Annotated in this window: 24 protein-coding genes; 12 read left to right on the top strand and 12 right to left on the bottom strand. The window is 72.7% G+C overall.

What is annotated here, in order from left to right:
* Window positions 1-87: 87 nt before the first annotated feature.
* The 5 genes from GXP74_RS34455 to GXP74_RS34475 all read right to left on the bottom strand — a co-directional run bounded on the left by GXP74_RS34455 (window position 88) and on the right by GXP74_RS34475 (window position 6,477).
* A complete protein-coding gene (locus GXP74_RS34455) occupies window positions 88-1,365 on the bottom strand; it encodes an extracellular solute-binding protein (protein WP_182455163.1) in 1,278 nt (425 codons plus the stop codon).
* A 312-nt stretch (window positions 1,366-1,677) separates the two neighbouring features.
* Window positions 1,678-3,222, bottom strand: a complete 1,545-nt coding sequence (locus GXP74_RS34460) for a glycoside hydrolase family 3 protein (protein WP_182455164.1) — start codon at window positions 3,220-3,222, stop codon at window positions 1,678-1,680.
* 7 nt (window positions 3,223-3,229) lie between these two features.
* Window positions 3,230-4,060 (bottom strand): carbohydrate ABC transporter permease, encoded by an 831-nt coding sequence (locus GXP74_RS34465; protein WP_182455165.1) that lies wholly within the window; start codon window positions 4,058-4,060, stop codon window positions 3,230-3,232.
* The gene (locus GXP74_RS34470) at window positions 4,057-5,091 is read right to left on the bottom strand and encodes a carbohydrate ABC transporter permease (protein WP_225448396.1); all 1,035 of its coding nucleotides are present in this window, start codon (window positions 5,089-5,091) and stop codon (window positions 4,057-4,059) included. Before GXP74_RS34470 ends, GXP74_RS34465 begins: the two co-directional genes overlap by 4 nt.
* Before the next feature lie 96 nt (window positions 5,092-5,187).
* Window positions 5,188-6,477: an extracellular solute-binding protein gene (locus GXP74_RS34475; protein WP_182455166.1), complete on the bottom strand. Its 1,290-nt coding sequence runs from the start codon at window positions 6,475-6,477 to the stop codon at window positions 5,188-5,190.
* 506 nt (window positions 6,478-6,983) lie between these two features.
* Here GXP74_RS34475 and GXP74_RS34480 point away from each other — a divergent pair.
* Both GXP74_RS34480 and GXP74_RS34485 read left to right on the top strand, forming a co-directional pair.
* Window positions 6,984-7,745, top strand: a complete 762-nt coding sequence (locus GXP74_RS34480; RefSeq protein ID WP_182455167.1) for a GntR family transcriptional regulator — start codon at window positions 6,984-6,986, stop codon at window positions 7,743-7,745.
* 211 nt (window positions 7,746-7,956) lie between these two features.
* Window positions 7,957-8,706 (top strand): histidine phosphatase family protein, encoded by a 750-nt coding sequence (locus tag GXP74_RS34485; RefSeq protein WP_225448397.1) that lies wholly within the window; start codon window positions 7,957-7,959, stop codon window positions 8,704-8,706.
* A 43-nt stretch (window positions 8,707-8,749) separates the two neighbouring features.
* On the opposite strand, the gene GXP74_RS34490 is transcribed toward GXP74_RS34485, so the two are convergent.
* Window positions 8,750-9,511: a PH domain-containing protein gene (locus tag GXP74_RS34490; RefSeq protein WP_182455169.1), complete on the bottom strand. Its 762-nt coding sequence runs from the start codon at window positions 9,509-9,511 to the stop codon at window positions 8,750-8,752.
* Between the two features lie 138 nt (window positions 9,512-9,649).
* Between GXP74_RS34490 and deoC the strand changes: the two genes are divergently transcribed.
* The 3 genes from deoC to GXP74_RS34505 all read left to right on the top strand — a co-directional run bounded on the left by deoC (window position 9,650) and on the right by GXP74_RS34505 (window position 13,109).
* Window positions 9,650-10,663 carry a deoxyribose-phosphate aldolase gene (gene deoC / locus GXP74_RS34495; protein WP_182456841.1) on the top strand — a complete coding sequence of 338 codons (1,014 nt, stop codon included), beginning with the start codon at window positions 9,650-9,652 and terminating at the stop codon, window positions 10,661-10,663.
* Between the two features lie 138 nt (window positions 10,664-10,801).
* On the top strand, window positions 10,802-12,211 hold the full coding sequence (locus GXP74_RS34500) for an aldehyde dehydrogenase family protein (RefSeq protein WP_225448729.1): 1,410 nt from the start codon (window positions 10,802-10,804) through the stop codon (window positions 12,209-12,211).
* Window positions 12,204-13,109 (top strand): aldehyde dehydrogenase family protein, encoded by a 906-nt coding sequence (locus GXP74_RS34505; protein WP_182455171.1) that lies wholly within the window; start codon window positions 12,204-12,206, stop codon window positions 13,107-13,109. Before GXP74_RS34500 ends, GXP74_RS34505 begins: the two co-directional genes overlap by 8 nt.
* Before the next feature lie 327 nt (window positions 13,110-13,436).
* Here the strand turns inward: GXP74_RS34505 and GXP74_RS34510 are convergent, their stop codons facing one another.
* Window positions 13,437-14,246 carry a SigE family RNA polymerase sigma factor gene (locus tag GXP74_RS34510; protein WP_370468502.1) on the bottom strand — a complete coding sequence of 270 codons (810 nt, stop codon included), beginning with the start codon at window positions 14,244-14,246 and terminating at the stop codon, window positions 13,437-13,439.
* A gap of 214 nt (window positions 14,247-14,460) precedes the next feature.
* Between GXP74_RS34510 and GXP74_RS34515 the strand changes: the two genes are divergently transcribed.
* The 5 genes from GXP74_RS34515 (at window position 14,461) to GXP74_RS34535 (ending at window position 18,362) form a co-directional block, all read left to right on the top strand.
* The gene (locus tag GXP74_RS34515; RefSeq protein ID WP_182446083.1) at window positions 14,461-15,138 is read left to right on the top strand and encodes a response regulator transcription factor; all 678 of its coding nucleotides are present in this window, start codon (window positions 14,461-14,463) and stop codon (window positions 15,136-15,138) included.
* Window positions 15,139-15,235: 97 nt separating this feature from the next.
* Window positions 15,236-16,798 carry a HAMP domain-containing sensor histidine kinase gene (locus tag GXP74_RS34520; RefSeq protein WP_182455172.1) on the top strand — a complete coding sequence of 521 codons (1,563 nt, stop codon included), beginning with the start codon at window positions 15,236-15,238 and terminating at the stop codon, window positions 16,796-16,798.
* Window positions 16,795-17,247: a hypothetical protein gene (locus GXP74_RS34525; RefSeq protein ID WP_182455173.1), complete on the top strand. Its 453-nt coding sequence runs from the start codon at window positions 16,795-16,797 to the stop codon at window positions 17,245-17,247. Before GXP74_RS34520 ends, GXP74_RS34525 begins: the two co-directional genes overlap by 4 nt.
* Before the next feature lie 90 nt (window positions 17,248-17,337).
* Window positions 17,338-17,931 carry a VanZ family protein gene (locus GXP74_RS34530; RefSeq protein WP_182455174.1) on the top strand — a complete coding sequence of 198 codons (594 nt, stop codon included), beginning with the start codon at window positions 17,338-17,340 and terminating at the stop codon, window positions 17,929-17,931.
* A 242-nt stretch (window positions 17,932-18,173) separates the two neighbouring features.
* Window positions 18,174-18,362: a PspC domain-containing protein gene (locus tag GXP74_RS34535; RefSeq protein ID WP_182455175.1), complete on the top strand. Its 189-nt coding sequence runs from the start codon at window positions 18,174-18,176 to the stop codon at window positions 18,360-18,362.
* Window positions 18,363-18,456: 94 nt separating this feature from the next.
* Here the strand turns inward: GXP74_RS34535 and GXP74_RS34540 are convergent, their stop codons facing one another.
* Window positions 18,457-18,876 (bottom strand): hypothetical protein, encoded by a 420-nt coding sequence (locus GXP74_RS34540; protein WP_182455176.1) that lies wholly within the window; start codon window positions 18,874-18,876, stop codon window positions 18,457-18,459.
* Window positions 18,877-19,045: 169 nt separating this feature from the next.
* A complete protein-coding gene (locus GXP74_RS34545) occupies window positions 19,046-20,008 on the bottom strand; it encodes a LysR family transcriptional regulator (RefSeq protein WP_182456843.1) in 963 nt (320 codons plus the stop codon).
* Between the two features lie 92 nt (window positions 20,009-20,100).
* On the opposite strand from GXP74_RS34545, the gene GXP74_RS34550 reads away from it, so the two are divergent.
* Window positions 20,101-21,447, top strand: a complete 1,347-nt coding sequence (locus tag GXP74_RS34550) for an MFS transporter (protein ID WP_182455177.1) — start codon at window positions 20,101-20,103, stop codon at window positions 21,445-21,447.
* A 21-nt stretch (window positions 21,448-21,468) separates the two neighbouring features.
* Here the strand turns inward: GXP74_RS34550 and GXP74_RS34555 are convergent, their stop codons facing one another.
* From GXP74_RS34555 to GXP74_RS34565, 3 genes are all read right to left on the bottom strand, one after another.
* Window positions 21,469-22,746: a thymidine phosphorylase gene (locus tag GXP74_RS34555; RefSeq protein ID WP_182455178.1), complete on the bottom strand. Its 1,278-nt coding sequence runs from the start codon at window positions 22,744-22,746 to the stop codon at window positions 21,469-21,471.
* Between the two features lie 114 nt (window positions 22,747-22,860).
* A complete protein-coding gene (locus GXP74_RS34560; RefSeq protein WP_225448398.1) occupies window positions 22,861-23,292 on the bottom strand; it encodes a cytidine deaminase in 432 nt (143 codons plus the stop codon).
* Window positions 23,289-24,542 (bottom strand): amidohydrolase, encoded by a 1,254-nt coding sequence (locus GXP74_RS34565; protein ID WP_370468503.1) that lies wholly within the window; start codon window positions 24,540-24,542, stop codon window positions 23,289-23,291. The genes GXP74_RS34560 and GXP74_RS34565 overlap by 4 nt, the downstream gene beginning before the upstream one ends.
* Window positions 24,543-24,859: 317 nt before the next feature.
* Between GXP74_RS34565 and GXP74_RS34570 the strand changes: the two genes are divergently transcribed.
* Window positions 24,860-25,627, top strand: coding sequence for an SDR family oxidoreductase (locus GXP74_RS34570; RefSeq protein ID WP_182455179.1), 768 nt, complete (start codon window positions 24,860-24,862; stop codon window positions 25,625-25,627).
* The last annotated feature ends 6 nt before the right edge of the window (window positions 25,628-25,633 follow it).

Raw genomic sequence — 25,633 nt, forward strand, 5'->3', positions numbered from 1 at the left:
GGTCCGCACCCGGGCCGCCGAGGATGATCCTACGTGTCCTCGGCGGCCCCGCCCGGAAGGGCTCGACCCGACCGCGTCGCGGACCGGTCAGCCACCGGCCAGCCGGGAGGTGATCTCCTGGTCCGCCACGTCGGCGGCGGGCACCTGGTCCTCGCCCTCCAGGACCGGGGTGAGGAAGTCCGTGGTGATCGGGTTGGGCGCGGCCTCGACGTTGCCCCAGTTGGCCACGAGCGGGGTGTAGCCCGCGTACGGCGCGGCCTTGCTCTCCGCCTCGCCGTAGGCGTTGCCCTGGAGCGCGGAGTACAGGCTGGCCTTGTTCGGCAGGAAGCCGGAGGCCTTGGCGAAGGCGGTCTCGTTGGACTCGTCCAGGGCGATCTTCAGGAAGCCCAGGGCCAGCGTCTTGTTGGTGGTGTTCTGGGCGACGGCCAGGTTGGAGCCGCCGAGGAAGGTCTTCGCCGGGGCGGACGCGGTCGGGCCGGGGATCGGGAACCAGCCGATGTCGTCGGCCAGCCCCGGGTTCTGCTGGACCACCGTGGTCGCCTCGTAGCCCATGGCGATCATCGAGGCCACGTTGCCCTTGGCGAACTCGTCGGCCTCGGTCGGGTGCGCCTCGTCGGCGTTCTTCGGCGCCTGCCCGAACGACTGGAGCTGCTGGAACAGCGTGGCCGCGGCGAATCCGGCCGGGGAGTCGAGGTTGCCGACCCACTGGTTGCCCTTGCGGACGATGATGCTCGCGCCCTCCTGCTGGAGGAAGCCGTCGAAGTCGTACCAGTCCTGGCCGGGCAGCCACAGCGCGGAGGAGACGCCGGGGGTGCCCTGGAGCACCCTGAGGTCGTCGATCCACTGGGCCTGGGTGTCCGGCGGGGTGAGCTTGGCCTTGGCCCAGAGCGCCTTGTTGTACATCACCACGCGCAGCCCGGCGAACCAGGGCGCGGCGTACTGCTGACCGCCCACCAGGGTGGACGCGTTCATGGTGGACGACCAGTCGGTGCCGCCGAGTTGGGCACGGTAGGGACCGAGGTTCAGCAGTCCGCCGGTGGACTGGTAGTACGAGGTCTGGGTGTTGCCGATGTCGATCACGTCCGGCGGCGTCAGCGCGGCCAGCGCCTCGGACACCTTCGTCTGGATGCCGGCCCAGGGCTGGGTCTGCACGTTCAGCTTGGCACCCGGGTAGGTCGCCTCGAACTGCGCGGTCACCACGGACTGCCAGGCGGCCGGGGCGTCCCCCTGCATCAGCCACACGGTGAGGGTCTGCCCGGCGTAACTGCTCGGCGAGCTCGACGCCCCGGCCGCCCCGGGCCCGCAGGCGGAAACGGTGGCCAACAGAGCAGCCGCACCCATCGCCACGACAAGCCGACGGTTCATGCTGTCCTCCCCTTGATCATCCTTGATCGTGCACCGACAAAATCACAAAATCTTTGCAGTGCTTATGGTTTGGCGGGCCAAAAACTGGGATGACCGGCCCGGATGGAGGAAGCTTGGACTAGACCATTTGAAGCGTCAATCATTTGGTGGGGCAGGAGTGCCAACTGTTATCCGACCGACGCACGCGGTTATCGGGTCGACACCGCACCGGTACCGGAACCGCCCCGAAGTGGGAAAACGTGAATCCCCCGTTCCGGTCGGAAGACCGGAACGGGGGATTCGACTGGGCGTCAGCTGTGCGCTGACCGTCGGTCAGCAGCCGGTGAGCACCTCGACCGCGGCCAGACCGCAGACCCGGGCGGCGCCGTGGGTGGCGATGTGCAGCGCGCCGACCGGTTCGGCCTGCGGCACGCCCATCTCCACCACCGCCGCGTCCGGACGGGCGGTCAGCAGCCCGTGCAGCACGGCGGTCATCCACTCGTGCCGGTGCACGTCGCGCACCACCACGACCACCCGGCGCCCGGCGGCGTCGGCCAGCACCCGCCGCAGCAGGCCCGGCAGCAGCTCGGCGGTGGCGTCCTGCGGGCCGAAGCTGGCGGTGCGGGTCCCGGGCAGCCGCCCGGCCAGCATCCCGGCCAGCCCCCACGGGGTGACCTGGCCGACCGCGATGTTGGCGACCGGGCTCAGCGACAGCACGTACGGGCTGTCGGTGATCGGCGCGAACGCCGCCTGGCCGGCGGACCCCTGGGTCACCCGCAGCGCGCGGCGCGCCGCGCGCAGGCCGATGGACAGGTCGGGCGCGACCCGCCCGCTGATCCGGGCCTGCTCGGTGGTCCACGCCCCCAGCTCGCGGACCTTGTCCGCGGCCTCGGCCAGCCGCTGCTCCGGGAGCTCCCCGGAGCGGACCGCGGCCACCAGCGCGTCCCGCAGGTGCAGCACCGTCTCCTCGTCGGCGAGCCCGCCGCCGACGCAGACCGCGTCCACCCCGGCGGCCAACGCCAGCACCGTCCCCCGCGCGGTGCCGAACGTGTCCGCGATGGCGCCCATCTCGATGGCGTCGGTGACGATCAGGCCCTGGTAGCCGAGCCCGCCCTCGGCCTGGGACAGCCGCAGCAGGTCCAGGATCGGGCGGCTGAGCGTCGCCGGACGCGAGCCGTCCAGCGCCGGGACCATGATGTGAGCGGTCATCACGGCCTTGGCCCCGGCCGCGATCGCGGCCTTGAACGGCACCAGGTCGCGCGAGCGCAACAGGTCCACGTCGATGTCCACCACCGGCAGGCCGAGGTGGGAGTCGATGGCGGTGTCGCCGTGCCCCGGGAAGTGCTTGGCACAGGCGGCGACGCCCACCGACTGCAGGCCCTCCACCCAGGCGGCGGTGTGCCGGGCGCAGAGGTCGGGGTCGGCGCCGAAGGAGCGGACCCCGATCACCGGGTTGTCCGGGTTGGAGTTGACGTCGGCCGAGGGCGCCCAGTTGTAGTTGACGCCGCACTCGGCCAGCGCCCGGCCGAGCTCGCGGGCGACGTCGCGGGTCAGCCCCGGGTCGTCGATCGCGCCGAGGGCGAGGTTCCCGGGCCAGGAGGAGCCGCTGCCGGACTCCAGCCGGGTGACGTCGCCGCCCTCCTCGTCGATGGCCAGCAGCAGGTCGGGGTTCTCCTCGCGCAGCCCGGCGGTCAGCTCGGCGAGCTGGGCCTGGTCGGTGACGTTGCGGGAGAACAGGGCCACCGAGCCCAGACCGGCCGCCACATGGCGGCGGATCCAGTCCGGCGGGGTGGTGCCCACGAAGCCCGGCTGAAGCACTGTGAGCGCGTCGCGGTGCAGCGAGTCATGGAGCAGCGTGGTCGTGTCCGTGGTGCTCACGTGCCTGTCAGCCCTTCACCGCGCCGGCGGTCAGCCCGCCGACCGCGCGCCGCTGCATGATCATGAACAGCACCAGGACCGGCAGCGCGAACAGCGTCGCGGCGGCCATGGTGGCACCCCAGTCGTTGCCGAACTGGGTCTGGAAGGTGGTCAGCCACAGCGCCAGGGTCTCGTGCGGGGTGTCCTGCTCCAGCACCAGCGCCAGCGGGTACTCGCCCCAGGCGGTGATGAAGCCGAAGAGCGAGGTGGCCATCAGTCCGGGGGCCAGCAGCGGGAAGATGATCCGCCAGAACGCCTGGACCCGGTTGCAGCCGTCGATCAGCGCCGACTCCTCCAGCTCCTTCGGGATCGCGCCGACGAAGTTGCGCAGCGTCCAGATGGTGAACGGCAGGATCATCGCCATGTAGAAGAGGAGCAGCGGCAGGACCTGGTTCAGCATGTTGTTGTTGCGGACGATCATGTAGATCGAGATCTGCAGCACGGCCCAGGGGGCCATCTGCGCGATCATGATCATGAGGATGAACGCCTTGCGGCCCCAGAACCGCATCCGGGCCACCGCGACCGACGCCATCAGCGCGATCACCAGGGATATCAGCACCGCGCCGAGGGTGGCGGTCAGGCTGTTGACCCAGAAGTTGCCGAAGTCCACGACGTGGGTGGCGGTCTTGAAGTGCGCCAGCGTCGGGTGCAGCGGGAAGAACGACGGAGTCTTGCTGAACAGGTCCATGGCCGGGGTGAAGGCCGTGGCGATCATCCAGTAGACCGGGAAGATGAAGACCAGCGCGAGCACCAGGGCGATGGTGTTGAACGTGATCCGGCCGGCGAGTGAGCTCCTCACAGCTCGTCCTCCTGCTTCATGATGATGCGGAAGTAGAACGACATCATCAGGCAGAGCATGATGATGGTGACCACCGCGACGGCGGCGCCCATGCCGTACGCCTGCTGGCCGACACCGGTCAGGTAGGCGTAGACGGGAAGGGTGTCCGTCTTGCCGACGGGGTTGCCGCCGGTGATCAGCAGCACCTGGTTCAGCGCCCCGAAGACCCAGATGATCTCCAGGAAGATGGTCCCGAAGAACAGCGGCCGCAGCATCGGGAAGATCACCGAGCGGAAGATCCGGACCGGTCCCGCGCCGTCCAGCCGGGCAGCCTCGTAGAGCTCGGAGGAGATCGTGGTCAGGCCCGCGTACACGTTGAAGGCGACGAACGGGATCGACTGCCAGACGACGCAGAGCACGACCACCGTGAAGGCGCTGTACTCGTTGGACATCCAGTCGTAGTGCGCCATGCTGTGGAAGCCGAGCTTGGCGAGCGCCCAGTCGACGACGCCGGTCTGCTGGTCGAACAGCCACTGGAAGACCGTGGTGGAGGCGGCCACCGGGACCGCCCAGGCGAAGACCATGGCGATGGAGAGGACGAACCGGATCTTGGTGCCCAGCCGGTTCAGCAGCAGCCCGATCAGGGTGCCGCCGACCATGATCAGCACCACGTTCACGACGGTGAAGCCCACGGTGCGGCCGAAGACGTCCCAGAAGGTCCCGCTGGACAGGATGGACTGGTAGTTCTCGAAGCCGATCCACCGGGTGACGTGCCCGATGAGCTCGAAGGCGTTGAGTCGCTGGAAGGAGATGAGGATCTCGTCGACCGACGGGTAGACGATGAGCACCAGCATGGCGATCAGGGCGGGCAGCAGCAGCAGGTACGGGGTGATCCCCGCGTTGCTGTTGCCGTTGGAGCGGAACCCGGATCTCCCGAGCCACCCCCCGGCGTTTCCGGTCGCCACCTTCTTACTGGTCGTTCCGGGGACGACCACCGCGGTGTCGCCGTCGTCCCGGAGCCCGGTCTGCGCTCCCTTGGATGGCATCGCCATGCCTCTCACTTCTATCGGGCCCTGCATTGTCTACAGCGGGCGGCGCCGCCCGCCCCGGCGGTCTGCCGGAACGGGCGGCACGATGGCGGTTGCTGCTTACTGCTGCTGGTTCAGCCGGCTGGCGATCTGAACGTCAGCGGCGGCCGCGGAGTCCGTCGGGGACTTGCCCTCCAGCACCGGGGTCAGGAACAGCGTGGTGATCGGGTTCGGCGCGTTCTCCACGTTCGACCAGGTCGGGACGAGCGGGGTGTAGCCGGCCTCGGGCGCGGCCTGCTCGTACGCCTGGGCGTAGGCGTTGCCGGCCAGGGCGGAGTAGTCGGCCGAGGTGTTGGGCAGGAAGCCCGAGTCCTTGGCGAAGGCGGACTCGTTCTTCTGGTCCAGCGCGACCTTCAGGAAGCTCTCGGCCAGGGTCTTGTTCTGGCTGTTGGCCGAGATGGCCAGGTTGGAGCCACCGAGGAAGGTCTTGCCCGGGGTGCCGGCGGTGTCGCTGGGGATCGGGAACCAGCCGATCTGGTTGGCGAGCTTCGGGTTGGCGGTGGTGATCGCGCCCTCCTCGTAGCCCATCGCGATCATGGTCGCGACGTTGCCCTTCTCGAAGAAGGTGTCCTGGGTGGCCTCGGTCTGGTCCTTGGGGGCCGTGCCGAACGCCTGCAGGGTCTTGAACGTGTTCGCGGCCTGGAGCGCGGCCGGGGTGTTCAGCGTGCCGGACCAGGTGCTGCCCGACTGGGTGGCGATGTTGGCGCCCGCCTGCTGGAGCAGACCGTCGAAGAAGTACCAGTACTGGCCGGGCAGGTACAGCGCGGAGGAGACGCCCGCGGTGCCCTTGAGCTTGGCCAGGTCGGCTTCGTACTCGGCCATGGTGGTGGGGGCGGCGGTCAGACCGGCCTTGGCCCACAGCGCCTTGTTGTACATGACCGCGCGGCCACCGGCGTACCACGGCGCGGCGTACTGCTTGCCGTTGTAGACGGCCGAGCCGTTCATCGCCGGGGTCCAGCCGTCGCCGCCGAGCTCGGACTTCAGCGAGGTGATGTCCATCAGGCCGCCGCTGGCCGCGTAGAACGGGGTGTTCGTGTTGCCGATGTCGATGACGTCCGGCGGGTTGTTCTGCGAGAGGGCCGCGGTCACCTTCTGGGTGATGTTGGTCCACTGCTGGATCTGGATGTTGATGTTGTCGCCGGGGTTCGCGGCCTTGAAGTCGGCCGTGACACTGCTGACCCAGTCGGTCGGGTTGTCACCGGTCATCAGCCAGACCGTGAGGGTCTTGCCGCCCGACGCGGAGCTGCTGGAGCTGGAGCTGGAGCTGCTGGACTTGGAGCTGCTGCTACAAGCGGCAACGCTGACCACCAGCGCGGCGGTGCCGATTGCTGCGATGAGACGACGGTTCACGCCATCCTCCTGGGATGCCCGGATTCCCCCATTGCAATCCGGTTTGCGAACCCTGCGCGGAGCAGGTTGAGGGTGTCGCGACCCGGGGTTGAGTCAGGGAGTGTTTTGGTTGATGTGGTGTAGACCAGTTGCCTGGAGCTTGGCCTAGACCAATGCGAGTGTCAACGGGTTGCCGAGGAAAGGGAAGCAGCTGTTATCAAGCCGACACCCGGTAAGCGCCAAGGCGTGATCGAGTGGTACACCTTCTGACCAGGACCGGTCGGGGCCTTCCAGAATGGGGGCTTGCCAAGACCCACTGTCAAGGCCTAGACCATGGGTTGCGATTTGGCCTGGACCAATCAAGGAATCAGCCCTCTCCGGAGCCGCCGTCTTCGCTCTTTCCGGTGACGGCGGGGCCAATGACGACACACGAGCACGCATGCTTCAACGGGGAAGACATGCCACCATGAGTGCCGCGAGACGACGGTGCAGCGGCGCCGACAACGGGACAGGAAGCAGGAGCGGCCATGACGACCGAAGGGGGCCCCGGCGTGGAGCCGTCCATGGAGGGCGCCGTCAGCGCGCGCGTCCCCAAGTACTACCGGCTCAAGAAACACCTGCTGCAGATCACCCAGACCCAGGCCCCCGGTACCCCGGTACCGCCCGAGCGGACCCTGGCGCTGGAGTTCGAGACCTCCCGCACCACCGTGCGGCAGGCCCTGCAGGAGCTGGTGGTCGAGGGCCGGCTGGAACGGATCCAGGGCAAGGGCACCTTCGTGGCCAAGCCCAAGGTCTCGCAGGCGCTGCAACTCACCTCGTACACCGAGGACATGAGGGCCCAGGGGCTTGAGCCCGCCTCCCGGCTGCTGGAGGTCGGCTACATCACCGCCGACGAGCGGCTGGCCGGGCTGCTGGACATCCGCCCGGGCGGGCGGGTGCTGCGGGTGGAGCGGCTGCGGCTGGCCAACGGCGACCCGATGGCGATCGAGGCCGCGCACCTGTCCGCCAAGCGCTTCCCGGCGCTGCGGCGGAACCTGGTCAAGTACAACTCGCTCTACTCCGCGCTGAGCGAGGTGTACGGGGTGACCGTGGCCGAGGCCGAGGAGACCATCGAGACCTCGCTGGCCACCCCGACCGAGGCCGGACAGCTCGGCACCGATGTCGGCCTGCCGATGCTGCTGCTCTCCAGGCACTCCTTCGACGACGCCGGCGAGCCGGTGGAGTGGGTGCGCTCGGTCTACCGCGGCGACCGCTACAAGTTCACCGCGCGGCTCCAGCGACCCAGCTGAGGCCCGCGCCTCCGGGGAGCAGCCAGGCCCCGGTCACGGTCCGGACCCGCCGAAACAGCGGTTCCGGACCGCCGCGCGCCCCCTGGATCACTCCCTTCGCCACTCGATGCGCTGCCTTTGCGCCGCTGACCTGAGGCCAGGCTCGCGCACACTGGGATCGCGGCCCGCGCGCACCCGCACCGGTGCCGACCGAGCTCCCAGGGGGCAACCAGTGGAACTGACCAACCACCGCAGCGCGGCACCCGGCTCCGCCGTCGGCGCGGCCACCCTCCCGCTGTCACTGACCGTCGTCCGGCACGGGCAGTCCACCGCCAACGCCGCCTTCGAGGCCGCCGAGGCGGTCGGCGCGCTGGACGTCGGCATCAGCTGCCGCGACGCGGACCTGTCGCTGACCGCCCTGGGCCGGAGCCAGGCCGAGGCGCTGGGCCGCTGGATCGCCGCCCGCGGCGAGGGACCGCTGCCGCAGAGCCTGTGGGTGTCCCCTTATCTACGCGCCCAGGAGACCGCCGAGGTGGTGCTCGCCACCCTCGACGACGCCGGGCTGCCGCTGCCCGACATCCGCACCGACGAGCGGCTGCGCGACCGGGAGCTGGGCATCCTGGAGATGCTGACCTCGGCGGCGGTGGAGTTGCAGCACCCGCGGGAGGCCGCCCGCCGCCGCCTGCTCGGCGAGCTGCGCTGGCGTCCGCCGGGCGGCGAGTCCTACGCGGACGTGGCGCTGCGGCTGCGCAGCCTGCTGCGGGACGTCCGCGAGGCGGACGCCTCGCGGCGGGTGCTGCTGGTGGCCCACGACGCGGTGGTGCTGATGCTGCGGCACATCATCGACGACCTGGACGAGGCCGAGCTGGACAAGGTGCTGCGGGCCGGAGCGGTCGGCAACACCGCGATCACCCGCTGGTCCCGCGCCGACGAGGGGCAGCTGCGACTGGACTGCTACAACGCCGCCCCGCACCTGGACTGACCCGATCGCGCCCGTCGGCGCGGTCGGTCCCGGGCCCGGCCGGTCAGGCCGCCAGCAGGATGACCAGGCCGATCGCGCCGACCACCGCCGGAGCGACGACCCACCAGCTCCAGCGGACCGCGGCCGCGCCGGCGACCGGCGCCCCGGCCTGCTCGCGCAGCTCGTTCAGCTGGTCCACCACGTTGTCGGCCCAGGCCCGGTTCGGGTTGCCGCTGCCGGGCGCGGGCACCACCGCGCCCCGGGTCCGCAGCCCGGCGCCACCGGGCGGCGGGTAGTCCGCGCCCGCGCCGAAGCGTCCGCGCCGGGAACCCGTCGAGCCCTGGTCGGCCAGCTCCCGCATCGCCCGGCGGTTGCCGCGCTTGCGCTGGCGCAGCGACACCGGCAGCGCCCAGATCTGGTACTTCTGGCCGCCGCTGCGCAGCTCCACCGAGAGCGCGGCCTGGAGCGACTCGACCTGGACCCACGGCACGGTGATCGTCCGGAACGGGTTGCGGACCACCAGGCGCTCGGCGTTCGCCCGCACGCACGGCCAGACGGTGAACGCCCCGAGCAGCGGCGCCAGCAGCAGCAGCGCCGCCGCCCCCTCCAGCGGGGCCCGGCCCCGGCCGACCACCATGGCGTCCACGCAGAGCCAGCCCACCAGCAACAGCAGCACCGACCCGGCGACCACGCTCGGCACCGAGCGGAACACCTGGTCCGCGAACCCGGGCGCAGCACTGCCGGTCCCGGCGGGGGCGGCCGGGTCGGGGTTCTCCCGGCCGAAGGGCTCCTGGTCAGGGCTGTTCTGCTGCTGAGGGTCGCTCATGCTTCCCGATTCTGCACCAACCGAACCGGATGATCCTCCTCGCCCAGGTTTCGGTATCGCATCGGCCACCCCACGGGAATTCACGCGTCCGGGGCGCAGACGCCATGCTACGCGTGTAGATATGCTCAGCTGGTGAGCATGCCCTCCACTCCCCCAGCCGCGCCCCCGCCCCCCGCCACGGCGACCGCCGCCGGGCCCGGCCCCGCCCGTCTGGCCGGGGTCGCCGCCTCGGACGCCGCCCTGCGCCGCTTCCTGCACGGGCTCCCCGGCGTGGACGCCGTCGGCCTCCACGCCCGCGCCGCCGCCCTCGGCACCCGGTCGATCAAGGCCTCCGCCAAGGCGTACGCCATCGACCTCGCCATCTCGATGATCGACCTGACCACGTTGGAGGGCGCCGACACGCCCGGCAAGGTCCGCTCGCTGTGCGCCAAGGCCAGGCGCCCGGACCCGGGCGACCCCTCCGTCCCCAGCACCGCCGCCGTCTGCGTCTATCCGGACCTCGCGGCCACCGCCCGGGCGGCGCTGACCGGCAGCGGGGTCAGGGTCGCCGCCGTCGCCACCGCCTTCCCCTCCGGCCGGGCCGGGCTGGCGGTGAAGCTCGCGGACACCGCCGAGGCGGTGGCGGCGGGCGCGGACGAGGTGGACATGGTGATCGACCGGGGCGCCTTCCTGTCCGGCCGCTACCTGGAGGTGTTCGAGACGATCCAGGCGGTCCGGGCCGCCTGCGTCCGGCCCGACGGCAGCGCCGCGCACCTCAAGGTGATCTTCGAGACCGGCGAGCTGGGCGGCTACGACAACGTCCGCCGGGCCGGCTGGCTGGCCATGGCCGCCGGAGCCGACTTCATCAAGACCTCCACCGGCAAGGTCGCCGTCAACGCGACACCCCCGGTGACCCTGGTGCTGCTGGAGGCCGTCCGCGACTTCCGGGCCGCGACCGGGGTGCAGATCGGGGTGAAGCCCGCCGGGGGCATCCGCACCAGCAAGGACGCGCTGAAGTACCTGGTGCTGGTGAACGAGACCCTCGGCGACGACTGGCTCTCCCCGGACTGGTTCCGGTTCGGGGCCTCCAGCCTGCTGAACGACCTGCTGATGCAGCGCCAGAAACTGACCACCGGCCGGTACTCCGGCCCCGACTACGTGACGGTGGACTGAGCCGTGACACCTCCCTCCCCAGCCAGGACCGCGAACAGGACCGCGGCCGAGGCCACCGCCCAGGCTCCCGCCGGGTCCGCCGGGCGCAAGCTCTTCGACTACGCACCCGCCCCCGAGTCCCGCGCGGCGGCGGGCGAGATCGCCTCCCGCTACGGCCACTTCATCAACGGCGAGGCCGTCGAGGGCAGCGGCCGGGAGACCCTGACCACGGTCGACCCGGCCACCGGGCTGCCGCTGGCGGAGTTCGCCCAGGGCACGGCCAAGGACGTGGACCGCGCGGTCCGCGCCGCCCGCGCCGCCTTCCCCGACTGGTCCGGCCTGCCCGGCGCCGAGCGGGCCAAGTACCTGTTCCGGATCGCCCGGATCATCCAGGAGCGCAGCCGCGAGCTCGCGGTGCTGGAGTCCATCGACAACGGCAAGCCGATCCGGGAGACCCGTGACGTCGACCTGCCGCTGGTCGCCGCGCACTTCTTCTACTACGCGGGCTGGGCCGACAAGCTGGAGTACGCGGGGTTCGGCCGGAGCACGACAGCGGGCACGAGTGGCGCCGGTCCGCGCCCGCTCGGCGTGGCCGCGCAGGTCATCCCGTGGAACTTCCCGCTGCTGATGCTGGCCTGGAAGATCGCCCCGGCGCTGGCCACCGGCAACACCGTGGTGCTCAAGCCCGCCGAGACCACCCCGCTGACCGCCCTGCGCTTCGCCGAGATCTGCCGCCAGGCCGGGCTGCCGCGCGGCGTGGTCAACATCGTCACCGGCGACGGCCGCACCGGGGCCGCGCTGACCGCGCACCCGGGCGTCGACAAGGTCGCCTTCACCGGCTCCACCGAGGTCGGCCGGTCCATCGCCCGCAGCCTCGCGGGCAGCAGGGTCCGGCTGTCGCTGGAGCTCGGCGGCAAGGCCGCCAACATCGTCTACGACGACGCGCCGATCGACCAGGCGGTCGAGGGCATCGTCGACGGGATCTTCTTCAACCAGGGCCAGGTCTGCTGCGCGGGCTCGCGGCTGCTGGTGCAGGAGTCCGTCCACGACGAGGTGATGGAGGCGTTGAAGCGGCGGATGGCGACACTGCGGGTGGGCGATCCGCTGGACAAGAACACCGACGTCGGCGCGATCAACTCGGCCGCGCAGCTGGCCCGGATCCGGGAGCTCGCGGACGCGGGCGAGGCCGAGGGCGCGCAGCGCTGGTCCCCGGACTGCGAGCTGCCCGCCACCGGCTACTGGTTCGCGCCGACCGTGTTCACCGGGGTCAGCGCCACCCACCGGATCGCCCGCGAGGAGATCTTCGGCCCGGTGCTGTCGGTGCTGACCTTCCGCACCCCGGAGGAGGCGGTGGCCAAGGCCAACAACACCCCGTACGGCCTGTCGGCCGGCGTCTGGACCGAGAAGGGCTCGCGCATCCTGTGGACCGCCGCCCGGCTGCGGGCGGGCGTGGTCTGGTCCAACACCTTCAACAAGTTCGACCCGACCTCGCCCTTCGGCGGCTACAAGGAGTCGGGCTACGGCCGCGAGGGCGGTCGGCACGGTCTGGAGGCGTACCTCGATGTCTGATCCACTGCTCCGACTGCCCGTCTTCAAGACCTACAAGCTGTTCGTCGGCGGGGCCTTCCCCCGCTCCGAGAGCGGACTGGTGTACGAGGTGACCGACCGCAGGTCCGGCGACTGGCTCGCCAACGCGCCCCGGGGCACCCGCAAGGACACCCGGGACGCGGTCGCCGCCGCCCGCCGGGCGGTCCCCGGCTGGTCCGGCGCCACCGCCTACAACCGGGGGCAGGTGCTCTACCGGGCGGCGGAGATGCTCCAGGGCCGCCGCGCCCAGTTCGCCGAGGAGGTCGCCGCCGCCGAGGGCACCGGCCTGAAGAAGGCCGCCGCACTGGTCGACGCCGCCGTCGACCGGTGGGTCTGGTACGCCGGCTGGACCGACAAGGTGGCCCAGATCGCCGGTTCGGCCAATCCGGTCGCCGGCCCGTACTTCAACCTGTCCACCCCGGAACCCACCGGCGTGGTCGGGGTGCTGGCGCCGAGCTCCGGCACCGGCTTCTCCCTCCTCGGACTGGTGTCCGTACTGGCGCCGGTGATCGCCACCGGGAACACCGCCGTGGTCGCCCTCGCCCCCGGGGCGCCGCTGCCCGGACTGTCGCTCGGGGAGGTGCTGGCCGCCTCCGACCTGCCCGGCGGCGTGGCCAACCTGCTCTCCGGACGGACCGAGGACATCGCGCCGACCCTCGCCTCCCACGCCGATGTCAACGCCGTGGACCTGACCGGAGCAAATCCGGGCGAAGGCACCGGCTCGGCGCGGGCGCTGGAGGTGCTCGCAGCGGATACCCTTAAACGTGTACGGCGACCCGCTCCCGCCCCCGACGGCGAGGACTGGAACGCCGCTCCGGGCACCGACCGACTGCTGGCCTTCCTTGAGACCAAGACGGTGTGGCACCCGATGGGAATCTGAGGCCCCGGCCCCGGAGACCCCCGCAAGCCGGGCGGCCCCACCCACCCCCCCTGGGTCCGGTCGTCCGTTGAGAACGGGCACGCGCTCCTCCCCCCGAGTGCGTGCCCGTTCGCGTGCGCGGGCAAGCGGCAACGGGCGCGGCTTCCCTCCCCCGAGGTGCCGCGCCCGTTCCGTGTGCCGCGGGATCCGGTCCCCCCGGACCGGTCCCCGTCCCGCGGCGTCCCCCGTCTCCCCGGATGCCCCGGGTGTACGACCCCGTGATCCCCCCGGACCACGCGGACCCCGTCGTCCGGTGTTCAGCGGCTCCCACGGCCGCCGGTCACCGGCTCAGGCCACCAGCTCGCCGAAAGCCATACCCAGGTCGCCGTCCTGCGACGCCAGGGTCTCGTCCTCGCGCAGCCGCCGCAGCGCGCGCCAGATGCTGCTCTTGACCGTCCCGACGCTGATGTTCAGCACATCCGCGATCTCCGGGTCGGTCCGGCCCTCGTAGTAGCGGAGCACCAGCATGGTGCGCTGGTTCTCCGGCAGCTTCGCGAGCGCCTGCCACAGGACGGCGCGCAGCTCGGTGCCGCCCATCGCGTCGGTGTCACCGACGGTCTCCGGCATCTCCTCGGTCGGGTACTCGTTGACCTTGCGGCGGCGCCACGCGGAGATGTGCAGGTTGGTCATGGTGCGGCGCATGTAGCCGCCGACCGCCGCCTTGTCGGTGATCCGGTCCCACGCCCGGTAGGTGCTGAAGAGCGCGCTCTGCAGCAGGTCCTCGGCGGCGTGCCGGTCACCGGTCAGGTGGTACGCGGTGGCGTACAGCGCGGCGCGGCGCTCCCGGACGTAGGCCGAGAACTCCTCGTCGTTGTCGGTGCTGTGGTCGGTACGGGCGTCGGTGACGGCGGGAACCGCCGACACCGCGCCCGCCCGTGCTCCCCCGGTGCTGCTCCCGGCCCCCTCCGGGACCCCCGTCCCGGCCGGAAGCTCGCGGACCGCGGTTCCGAGAACCACGCCCCGCAGTGACAGCGTCATCGTGTTCAGGGTGCCGGTGGTGCTGTGCGCGCCGTGCGCTCCGTGCCGATGCAGCGGCGCACGTCCAGGGCGCGCGGTGCGAAGTGCCGTGACGCTCCGGCCCTCGGTGACTGCGGTCATGTTGCGCTCCCTGGTGTTTGGTGCGGGTTTCCGCCGGGGTCCCCCGACTCCGACAACCAGTAGCCTGCCGTCCACGCGTCATGGCCGTGTCCGCCGACTGTCACAGGCCTGTCACAGAGGTCGTCTCGGGGCCAAACGGATTAACAGGCGAACAAGCGCGCGAAACAGCCATGGTGGTCGAGTCCGGGTGACCCGATGCGCCAGAATGGCGGGCGTGTCACATCTGCTGCTGATCGAGGACGACGACGCCATCCGGACGGGCCTGGAGCTCGCCCTGACCAGGCAGGGCCACCAGGTGTCGGCCGCTGCCTCCGGCGAGGACGGCCTGAAGCTGTTCAAGGAGAAGCGCCCCGACCTGATCGTGCTGGACGTCATGCTGCCCGGCATCGACGGCTTCGAGGTCTGCCGCCGGATCCGCCGCACCGACCAGCTGCCGATCATCCTGCTGACCGCCCGCAGCGACGACATCGACGTGGTGGTCGGCCTGGAGTCGGGCGCGGACGACTACGTGGTCAAGCCGGTGCAGCCGCGGGTACTGGACGCCCGGATCCGCGCCGTGCTGCGCCGCGGCGAGCGCGAGAGCACCGACTCGCTCACCTACGGCGACGTGGTGATCGACCGCAGCGCGATGACGGTCACCAAGGCCGGACAGGACCTCCAGCTGACCCCGACCGAGCTGCGGCTGCTGCTGGAGCTGAGCAACCGGCCCGGCCAGGCGCTCTCCCGCCAGCAGCTGCTGCGGCTGGTCTGGGAGCACGACTACCTCGGCGACTCGCGCCTGGTGGACGCCTGCGTGCAGCGGCTACGGGCGAAGGTCGAGGACGTCCCCTCCGCCCCCACCCTGATCCGCACCGTGCGCGGAGTCGGCTACCGGCTGGACCCGCCGCAGTAGTCCCGAACCCGACGAGACCACGCGACCGCCCGGACGGCGACCACCCGGACGTGAACCACCGAACCACCCGGAAATCCGCGAGAACAGCGAAGGCGACGTGACGGACAGCTCTGAAGCCCCCAGGCGCGCGCCCGGGACGGGACTGCTGCGCCGGGTCCGGACCACCTCGCTGCGGATACGGCTGATCGTGGTGTTCGCCCTGGTCGCGCTCGCCGCCGCGGTGTCGGTGTCCGGCATCTCGTACTGGCTGAACCGGGACGCGGTGCTGAAGCGCACCCAGGACGCCGCGCTCAGCGACTTCCGCAGCGCCCTCGACCGGACCATCACCGATCTGCCGCTGCAACCGGACTGCGACGAGCTGCACCAGGCCGCGACGCTGATGGCGGACACCGGCCTGCAGTACGACGTACTGCTGGAGCAGGGCGGATGCAGCACCGGATCGGCGCGCGGCATCAGCGCGTCGATGGTGCCCCCGACGCTGGCGGCCGCGGTCACCAAGCCCTGCTCCTCCTGCGCCGGCCCCCCCGACCAGTACCACCTGTTCTGGCAGCGGATCACCCTGGACGGCACGCCCTACCTGGTCGGCGGCACCGAGGTGCAGCCCGGCGGCCCGACCGCGTACATGTTCAAGTCGCTCGCCGACGAGCGCAGCGACCTGGACTCGCTGGCCTGGTCGCTGAGCATCGCGACGGCGCTGGCACTGATCGGCTCGGCACTGCTGGCGCAGCTCGCCGCGGCGACCGTGCTGCGGCCGGTGGCCCGGCTCGGCGAGGCCGCGCGGCAGCTGGGCGCCGGACGGCTGGACACCCGGCTGGAGATCAGCGGCGCGGCCGAGCTGGCCGACCTGTCGCAGACCTTCAACCAGACCGCGGAGGCGCTCCAGGCCCAGGTCGAGGAGCTGAGCGCGCGCGAGCACGCCAGCCGCCGCTTCGTCGCCGACATGTCGCACGAACTGCGGACCCCGCTGACCGCGATGACCGCCGTCACCGACATCCTGGAGGACGAGGCCGACACCCTGGACCCGATGATCGCCCCGGCGGTCCGGCTGGTGGTGAACGAGACCCGCAGGCTCACCGACCTGGTGGAGAACCTGATGGAGGTCACCCGCTTCGACGCCGGGACCGCCAAGGTGGTGCTGGACGACGTCGACGTCTCCGACCTGATCACCTCCTGCATCGACACCCGGGCCTGGCTGGACGCCGTCGAACTGGACGCGCCGCGCGGCATCGTCGCCCGGGTCGACCCGCGCCGGGTCGACGTGGTGCTGGCGAACCTCATCGGCAACGCCCTCAAGCACGGCGGCTCCCCGGTCCGGGTACAGGTCCGGGTGGAGGGCGCGGAGCTGGTGGTCCGGGTCTCCGACGGCGGCCCGGGCATCCCCGAGGACGTGCTGCCGCACGTCTTCGACCGCTTCTTCAAGGCGGACGCGGCCCGCCGCCGCTCCGAGGGCAGCGGCCTGGGCCTGTCCATCGCCTCCGAGAACGCGCGCATCCACGGCGGCACCATCACCGCCGCGAACTCCCCCGAGGGCGGGGCCTGCTTCACCCTCCGGCTGCCGATGACCTCGGCCGTCGAACCAGGGCACCCGTTGGCGGCGGACGGCGGCCCGAGGCCGACCGGCCCGGCGGGCACCGACCGTCCGAAGGGCACGTCAGCATGACCCAGCACCCCCGCGCCTCACAGCACCGCACCTCACAGCACCGCGCCGTCCCGGGCCGCGCCGTCCCGGACCGGCCCGCCCGGGGCCGTCGCGGCGGCGGTCCGAAGGCCAGGCTGGCCGCCGCGACGGCCGTGGTCGCCGCCGTCGCCGCGCTGCTCAGCGGCTGCGGCATCCGTGACACCGCGCTGCCGGTGGACGCGGGCCAGGGCGCGTCCCGCACCGCCTGCCCGCCCGCGCCCGGCGTGAGCCTGTCGCAGCTGGACCGCGACGTGTACGCCACCGCCGCCACCGACTGGGCGGGCGGCTCCACCCCGGCGCACACCACCGCCACCGCCAAGGCCGCGACCGCCGCGCCGACGCCCAGCGGCACCCTGTCCTGTCTGCAACCCGGCAACGCCCCGGCCACGGTGACCCCGACCACCACGCCGTCCAGCGCGCCGTCGCCCTGAGCCCGGCCCCGGTCCCACCCGGGCCCGGAGCAGGGAACCGAAACGACGACCCCGCGCGTCCTCCCCGACGTGCATCGAGGAAGCACCGGCGTGGGAACGGTTGTCGGCCAGCGGTCCGCTGTCGCGTTCCCGGCCATCGGCGTCGACCCGGACGAGGGGCACCAGGTGCACCAGGGCGCCCGGCGGCTGGCGCTGCTGCTGATGGCGCTGCAACTGGCGGCGGTGGTCTGGCTGGCGTTCCGGCCGATCTCGGCCGCCTGGATGACCGACACCAACCTGACGCCCTTCGCCACGGTGCGCTCCGAACTGTCCGTCGGCACCGCCCACGCCTACCTGGAGCTGGCCCGCGGACTGCTGCTGCCGGCCCCGCTCGGGCTGCTGCTGCCGTTGGCCGGCGGACGCCTGGACGCACCGGCGCTGCCCTCGTTCCTGCGCACGGTCTTCGCGAGCCTGCTGCTCGCCACCGGCATCGAGCTCTTCCAGTCCACGCTGACCAGCCACCTGCTGGACGTGGACGACGTGCTGCTGGCCGGTATCGGCGTGGCGCTGACGCACCTGCTGCTGGTTCCGGCCTCCCGGGCGGCGCTGCGGCGGCGCGGCCGGAACCGCGCGACCGTGGCCGTCCGCGCCACGGGCTTCGGCATCGCCCCGGCGGTACCGGCCGCCGCCCCGTCCCCGCGCTGAGCCCGCCACCGCGCTGAACCCGCCACCGCGCTGAGCCCGCCACCGTCGCCCCGTCCCTGAGAACGACCCTGAGCCGAACCCTGAGCCGGCGTCATCACCAGGACAGGGATGTCCCCGGGCCCGGATCGTCGGCCGGGCTGACGTCCGCGGCCCGTCGCGGCGGGAAGCTGGAAGCACCACGAGGGAACGCCCACCGGCCGGCCCCGCGGCCCGCTTCCTCCCACCCAGCATCGGAGTCCGTGATGACCGCGACCACCCTCGCCCGTCCCCGCCACAACCGGGTCATCGCCGGTGTCTGCGCCGGGATCGCCGCCCGTTTCGGCCTGCGCCCGCTCACCGTGCGGGTGCTGTTCCTGCTGTCCTGCCTGCTGCCGGGACCGCAGTTCCTGATCTATCTGGCCCTGTGGCTGCTGTTGCCGCAGGAACCCTGACCGCCGCCACGGCGCCGGTCACCCGGGCCGGTCCCGCCTCCGGGGGGAGGCGGGGCCGGCCCGATGTGCGTCGTCCCGACCGGGTCGGGGCAGCTCAGCCGAGCGGCGAGTGCACCGGCAGGCCGCCGAGCGCACCGGTCGACAGCGCGGGCAGACCCGCGGTGCCGGGCAGGCCGCTGAGCCCGGGGACGCCGCCGAGGCCGCGGGTGGTGGGCTGCTCCGAGCGCACCGACGGCAGGTGCTGCGCGGGGTTCTGGATCGCCGGGGCGGTCGTGTTGACCAGGGCCTGCGCCGCGCCGGTCACCGCGTGCACGCTGCCGCTCCGGTTGTTCAGCGCCTGGGTGCCGTCGGCCAGCGGCGCCTGGGCCAGGCCCTGGAGCGGGACGGTGCTGGTCGGCAGTCCGGCCAGCGGGCTGCCGGTCTGCTCGGCGGCCATGGCGGGAGTCATCGCGGCGGCGGCGAGCGCGACACCGAGCACGACGGTACCGGCGGCCTTGAGCGTTGCGTTCTTCATGGGGCGGAATCCTCACGTCGGAGTGGGGCAGCGGTCAGCGGAGCGTCACACGACTACTCCGTGTGCCCAACTAGCTGCCCAACGTATCCATCCGGCCCGGGGTCGCCCAAATCGCCGTCCCCTGTTCGGATGACCCGACCGCCCGGCCCGCTCACCTGTCCCCACCGCCTCAGCTGTGCAGCGGCAACTGGTCGCGCACCGACAGCACGTAGGCGCGGAACGCCTCCACCGGCGGGGTGAGCGGGCGCCCGGTCACCCACACCAGTGCCAGCTCCCGGCGGGCCCCCGCCGAGCTCAGCCCCAGCTCGGTCAGCTCCGGGCGGGGCGCGGTGGCCGGAGGCAGCACGGCCACCCCGAGCCCGGCCGCCACCAGCCCGCGCAGCGTCTCCGCCTCCTCCCCCTCGAAGGAGACCCGGGGGGTGAACCCCGCCTCGGCGCACAGCGCGTCGGCGATCCGGCGCAGCCCGTACCCGGGCGCCAGCATCACGAACGCGTCGCCGGAGACCTCGCCCAGCCGCACCCGCTGCCGCCCGGCCAGCCGGTGCTCGGCCGGGACCACCAGCCGCAGCCGCTGCTCGCCGAGCCGCCGCGAGGTCAGCTCGGGCCCGTCCGGGCGCGGGGACACCAGGCACAGGTCGAGCTCGCCCTCGCGCAGCCGTTGCAGCATCGAGTCGGTGTACTCCTGGACCAGCTGGAACCGCACCCGGGGATGGCCCACCCGGAACCCCCGCAGCAGCATCGGCACCGTCTCCGAGCCCATGGTGTGCTGGAACCCGAACGCGACCCGGCCGCCCACCGGGTCGGCCTCCGCCCGGGCCGCCTCCGCGCCGCGCTCCACCTCGGCCAGCGCCCGCTCGACCGCCGCACGGAAGATCTCCCCGGCCCGGGTCAGCCGCACCGTCCGGCCCTCGCGCGCCAGCAGGGCCACCCCCAGTTCCGCCTCCAGCCGCGCCACGGCCCGGCTGAGGGTCGGCTGCGGCATGCCCAACTCGGCTGCGGCGCGGGTCACATGCTCCAGCCTGGCGACGGCGGCGAACTGCGCGAGCGGCGGCGCCAGCAGTACCGCCGGGGTCCCCGGCGCGAGCTCGGCGGTCGACAGTGCTGTGACATCCGCGTCTCGACGCTGTTGCAGACCCCGCACTGACCTGTGTTCATTCCTCACCGCATGAATTATCCGCTAATCATGCATTGGACGCATCAGCGGCACGGATCTACGTTTTCGGTATGCCTGCTGTCACCAGAGGGGCATCCGACGAGCAGCAGCCGGGTTTCCCGACCCTGCCCGCGGCCCCCGCCGCCGCCTCCGCACCCGACTCCGCCGCCGCCTCCGTCACCACCCCGGTCGACACCGACACCCGCCACCGCCCCGGCAGCCGGGGGCTGCGGCGCACCCAGCTCGCCCTGTTCGGGGCCGGGCTGGCGACCTTCCTGCTGCTCTACTCCACCCAGGCGCTGCTGCCCGCGCTCTCCGCCTCGCTCCGGCTGACCCCGGCGCAGGCCAGCCTCACCGTGTCCGCCGCCGCGATCGGCCTGGCGCTGGCGGTGCTGCCGGTCAGCGCGCTGTCCGAGAAGTTCGGCCGGACCGCGGTGATGACCGCCTCGGTGTTCGCCGCCGTCGCCCTGGCCCTGGTCATCCCGTTCGCCCCGGACCTCACCGTGCTGACCGCGCTGCGGGCGCTCCAGGGCGTGGCCCTGGCCGGACTGCCCGCGACCGCGATGGCCTACCTCGCGGAGGAGGTCCACCCCTCGGCGCTGGCCTCGGCCATGGGCCTGTACGTCGCGGGCAACAGCATCGGCGGCATGAGCGGGCGGCTGGTCTCCGGCATCGTCGCCGGCTCCTTCGGCTGGCGCTGGGGGCTGGCCTCGGTGGCGGTGCTCTCGCTGCTCTGCGCGATCGCCTTCCGGGCGCTGATCCCCCGGGCCCGGAACTTCCGTCCCGGACCGATCAACCCGAGGGCGCTGCTGCGCACCGTCGGCGCGCAGCTGCGCAACCCGCTGCTGGACCGGCTGTTCGTGCTCGGCCTGCTGTTCATGACGGTCTTCGGCGCGGTCTACACGGTGATGGGGTACCGGCTGGTCGCCGCGCCGTTCGACCTCTCCCAGGGGCTGGCCAGCTCGATCTTCGCGGTCTACGTCGTCGGCACCTTCGCCTCCGCCCTGTCCGCCCGGGTCACCGGCCGCTTCGGCCGCCGGGGCACCCTCTACCTGGCGATCGGGACCACCGCGGCCGGGCTGCTGCTGACCCTGCCCGACTCGCTGGGCACCGCGCTGCTCGGCCTGGTGCTGATCACCGCGGGCTTCTTCACCGGGCACTGCGTGGCCTCGGCCTCGGTCGGCCGCACCGCCACCCACGGCCGCGCCCAGGCCTCGGCGCTGTACCTGGCCGCCTACTACCTGGGCAACAGCCTCGGCGGCACGCTCGGCGCCGACGCCTACCACGCGGACGGCTGGAACGGCACCGTCCTGGTCGGCCTGGCGGCGATGGCGGCGGCCGCGGCGATCACCCTGTACGCGACCGCCCGGGCCCGCGGCGGCGCCCGCCGCGGCCGGGTGCTGGCCACCGCCCGCTGAGCCCCCTGGCCGGGGCGGGGCTCAGGCGATCCGGTCCAGGATCAGCGGCTCGGGGGTGTGGGCGGTGCCCGGCGGGGCGATGACCACCCCGCCGGTCAGCGCCTCCAGCGCGTAGTCGAAGCGCTCCGGGGTGTCCGTGTGCAGGGTGAGCAGCGGCTGGCCCGCCGTCACCGAGGCACCCGGCTTGGCGTGCAGCTCCACCCCGGCGCCGGGCTGCACCGGGTCCTCCTTGCGGGCCCGGCCCGCCCCGAGCCGCCAGGCGGCGACGCCGACCGCGTAGGCGTCCAGCGCGGTGAGCACGCCGGTGGCGGTGGCGGTGACCGTGTGCCGCTCGCGGGCCACCGGCAGCGGCGCGTCCACCTCGCCGCCCTGGGCGGTGATCATCCGCCGCCAGTGGTCCATCGCCGAGCCGTCCTTGAGGGCGGTCTCCGGGTCCTTGCCGTGCACCCCGGCGGCGGCCAGCATCTCCCTGGCCAGAGCCAGGGTCAGCTCGACCAGGTCCGCCGGGCCGCCCCCGGCCAGCACCTCCACCGACTCGCGGACCTCCAGCGCGTTGCCCGCCGTCAGGCCGAGCGGGGTGGACATGCCGGTGAGCAGCGCGACCGTGTTCACCCCGGCCGCGGTGCCCAGGCCGACCATGGTCCGGGCCAGCTCCCGGGCCTGCTCCAGCGACTTCATGAACGCCCCGGTGCCGACCTTGACGTCGAGCACCAGCGCGCCGGTGCCCTCGGCGATCTTCTTGGACATGATCGAACTGGCGATCAGCGGGATCGACTCGACCGTCCCGGTGACGTCGCGCAGCGCGTAGAGCTTGCGGTCGGCCGGGGCCAGGCCGTCCCCGGCCGCGCAGATCACCGCCCCGGTCTCGCGCAGCACCCGCAGCATCTCCTCGCCGCTGAGCCGGGCCCGCCAGCCGGGGATGGACTCCAGCTTGTCCAGGGTGCCGCCGGTGTGGCCGAGGCCGCGCCCGGAGAGCTGCGGCACGGCCGCACCGCAGGCGGCGACCAGCGGCGCCAGCGGCAGCGTGGTCTTGTCGCCGACGCCGCCGGTGGAGTGCTTGTCGGAGGTGGGCAGCGGCAGCGAGGAGAAGTCCATCCGGTCGCCGGTGCGGATCATCGCCGCCGTCCAGCGGCTGGTCTCGCGCGGGGTCATCCCGTTCAGCAGGATCGCCATGGCCAGCGCCGACATCTGCTCGTCCGCGACCTCGCCCCGGGTGTAGGCGTCGACCACCCAGTCGATCTGAGCGTCGGTCAGTTCGATCCGGTCACGCTTGGCGCGGATGACGGAGACGGCGTCCATGAATGGCTCCTCAGCGGGGTGAGCGACTACGCCGGGCAACTCTACGCGCGTCACATCCGCCGACGGAACCCGTCACCGCCGCCCCGTCACGACCGCCCCGCTACAGCAGCCCCGTTACAGCCGCTCCGGGCCGAAGGCGTCGGGCAGCAGCTCCGCCAGTGGGCGGATCCCGGAGACGGACTCCACCAGCAGCTCCGGGCCGCCGTGCTCCCACAGCAGCTGACGGCAGCGCCCGCAGGGCATCAGCGGCGCGCCGTCCCGGTCGCAGCAGGTGAAGGCGACCAGTCGGCCGCCGCCACCGGCGTGCAGGGCCGAGACCAGCCCGCACTCGGCGCACAGGGTCAGCCCGAAGGAGGCGTTCTCGACGTTGCAGCCGCTGACCGTGCGCCCGTCGTCCACCAGCGCCGCCGCGCCCACCGGGTAGTGGGAGTACGGGGCGTACGCGCGGGACATGGCCGTCCGCGCCGCCTCACGCAGGGCCTCCCAGTCGATCGCGCCGACGTCGGTCGTGCCCGCGTCGTCGACGCTCCACCGCTGACCGGTCACGCCGCGCCCCCGGCGACGCCCAGCGCGAGCTCGGCGAACAGGCCGACGCCGACGCCGATCGCGTCCTCGTCCACGTCGAAGCTGCCCTGGTGCAGATCGCGGGAGGTAGTGTCGCCGACCGGGCGGACGCCGAGTCGGGCCAGCGCTCCCGGGACCTGCTCCAGGTACCAGGAGAAGTCCTCGCCGCCGAGGCTCTGCTCGGTGCTCTCCACCCCGTCGGGGCCGACGTTGCGCTCCATCGCCTCGGCGATCAGCCGCACCGACTCCGCCTCGTTGACCACCGGCGGCACGCCCCGGTGGTAGTCGAGCACCCACTTCGCCCGGTGCGTCTCGGCGATCTGGGCGACCAGCTCCTCCAGCGCGCCGGGGGCCTCCCGCCAGCCCGCGAGCTCCAGGCAGCGTACGGTGCCCTCCAGTTCCGCGTGCTGCGGGATGGCGTTGGCCACCGAGCCGCTGGCGATCCGGCCCCAGACCAGGCTGACCCCCCAGCGCGGGTCCATCCGGCGGCTGAGGATGCCGGGCAGCTCGACCGCCATCTTGGCGATGGCGGTCACCAGGTCCGTGGTCAGGTGCGGGCGGGCGGTGTGGCCGCCGGGGCCGTCCAGGTCCAGGGTCAGCCGGTCGCAGGCGGAGGTGATCGCGCCGACCTTGAGGCCGATCCGGCCCACGTCGACCTTGGGGTCGCAGTGCACCGCGTAGATCCGGCTCACGCCCTCCAGGCCCCCGGCCGCGATCACGTCCAGCGCGCCGCCGGGCATGATCTCCTCCGCGGGCTGGAACAGCAGCCGGACCGGACCCGGCAGCGCCCCGGCCGCCGCCGCCCGCGCCAGTACCAGGCCCAGGCCCAGCAGCACCACCGTGTGCACGTCGTGCCCGCAGGCGTGGGCCCGCCCGGGCACGGTGGAGCGGTAGGGCACGCTCGCGGGCTTGGCGTCGTCGATCGGCAGCGCGTCGATGTCGGCCCTGAAGGCGGTCAGCGGCGCTCCCCCGGGACTGCCCTCGGGGACGATGTCGCAGATCAGGCCGGTGCCGCCGGGCAGCACCCGGGGCGTCAGACCGGCCTGCTCCAGCCGGGCCCTGAGCAGCGCCGTGGTGCGGACCTCCTGCCGTCCGAGCTCCGGGTGCATGTGCAGGTCGCGGCGGATCTCGATGAGCTCCGGCAGGTGCTCCAGCACCAGCGCGGCGCGGTCGAAGCCGCCCCGGTCGAAGGGGACGGCCGGAACAGGCGGAAGGTCAACTGGATGGCTCACCCCGACAAGGCTACGGCTGACCGCCGCGCCAGGCAGCGGATCGGCGGAAAAAGCTGGGCCGAACGGGGCGGAAGTAGCCCGCACGGCGCATGGCCCGGCCATTGATGGGTATGACATTCCGTCACCGTCCTCCCTGTTCCGGCCATCGGACAACCGGCCAACGACGATCGGCGGCACAGGACACGGCCGGTTCGACGTGATCCAGGTCACCCTCGCCCCGGTCCCGGCCTCGGGCTCACCGATCAGTACCCGAACGGCCCTCCCGGTCTGCCTACCATGCTCTCGGCAGTTGGTCCGAGACCGGAGGAGCAGCACAGATGTCGGGTCGTTTCACAGACAGGGTCGCCGTGGTCACCGGCGCCAGCAGCGGGATCGGCGCCGCCACCGCGCGGCGGCTTGCCGACGAGGGTTACACCGTGGCGCTGGTCGCCCGGCGGACCGAGCGGATCGAGGCCCTGGCCAAGGAGATCACGGCCGCCGGGGGCCGGGCGAGCACGCACACCCTGGACGTCACCGACCGCCCCGCCGTGGACGCCTTCGCGGCCTCGCTGGAGCGGGTGGACGTCCTGGTCAACAACGCCGGCGGGGCGTTCGGCGCGGCCAGCGTGGAGGGCGGCGACCCGGCCGACTGGCTGCGGATGTACGAGGTGAACGTGCTCGGGGTGCTGCACGTGACGCAGGCCCTGCTGCCGGCGCTGCGGGCGAGCGGCGACGGCACGGTGGTGGTGCTCTCCTCCACCGCCGCGTTCGTCCCCTACGAGGGCGGCGGCGGCTACGTCGCGGCGAAGGCCGGTGAGCACGCCATCGCCGGGACGCTGCGGCTGGAGCTGGTGGGCCAGCCGATCCGGGTGATCGAGATCGCCCCGGGCATGGTGCGCACCGAGGAGTTCGCGCTCAACCGCCTCGGCGGCGACAGCGACGCGGCGGCGGCCGTGTACGCGGGCGTGGCCGAGCCGCTGACGGCGCAGGACGTGGCCGACACCATCGCCTGGACGGTCACCCGCCCGGCGCACGTCAACGTGGACCTGCTGGTGGTCCGTCCGCGCGCGCAGGCGGCCGCGCACAAGGTGCACCGCGAGAGCTGACCGGCC

This window comes from Streptacidiphilus sp. P02-A3a, from assembly GCF_014084105.1.
Classification (GTDB): Bacteria; Actinomycetota; Actinomycetes; order Streptomycetales; family Streptomycetaceae; genus Streptacidiphilus.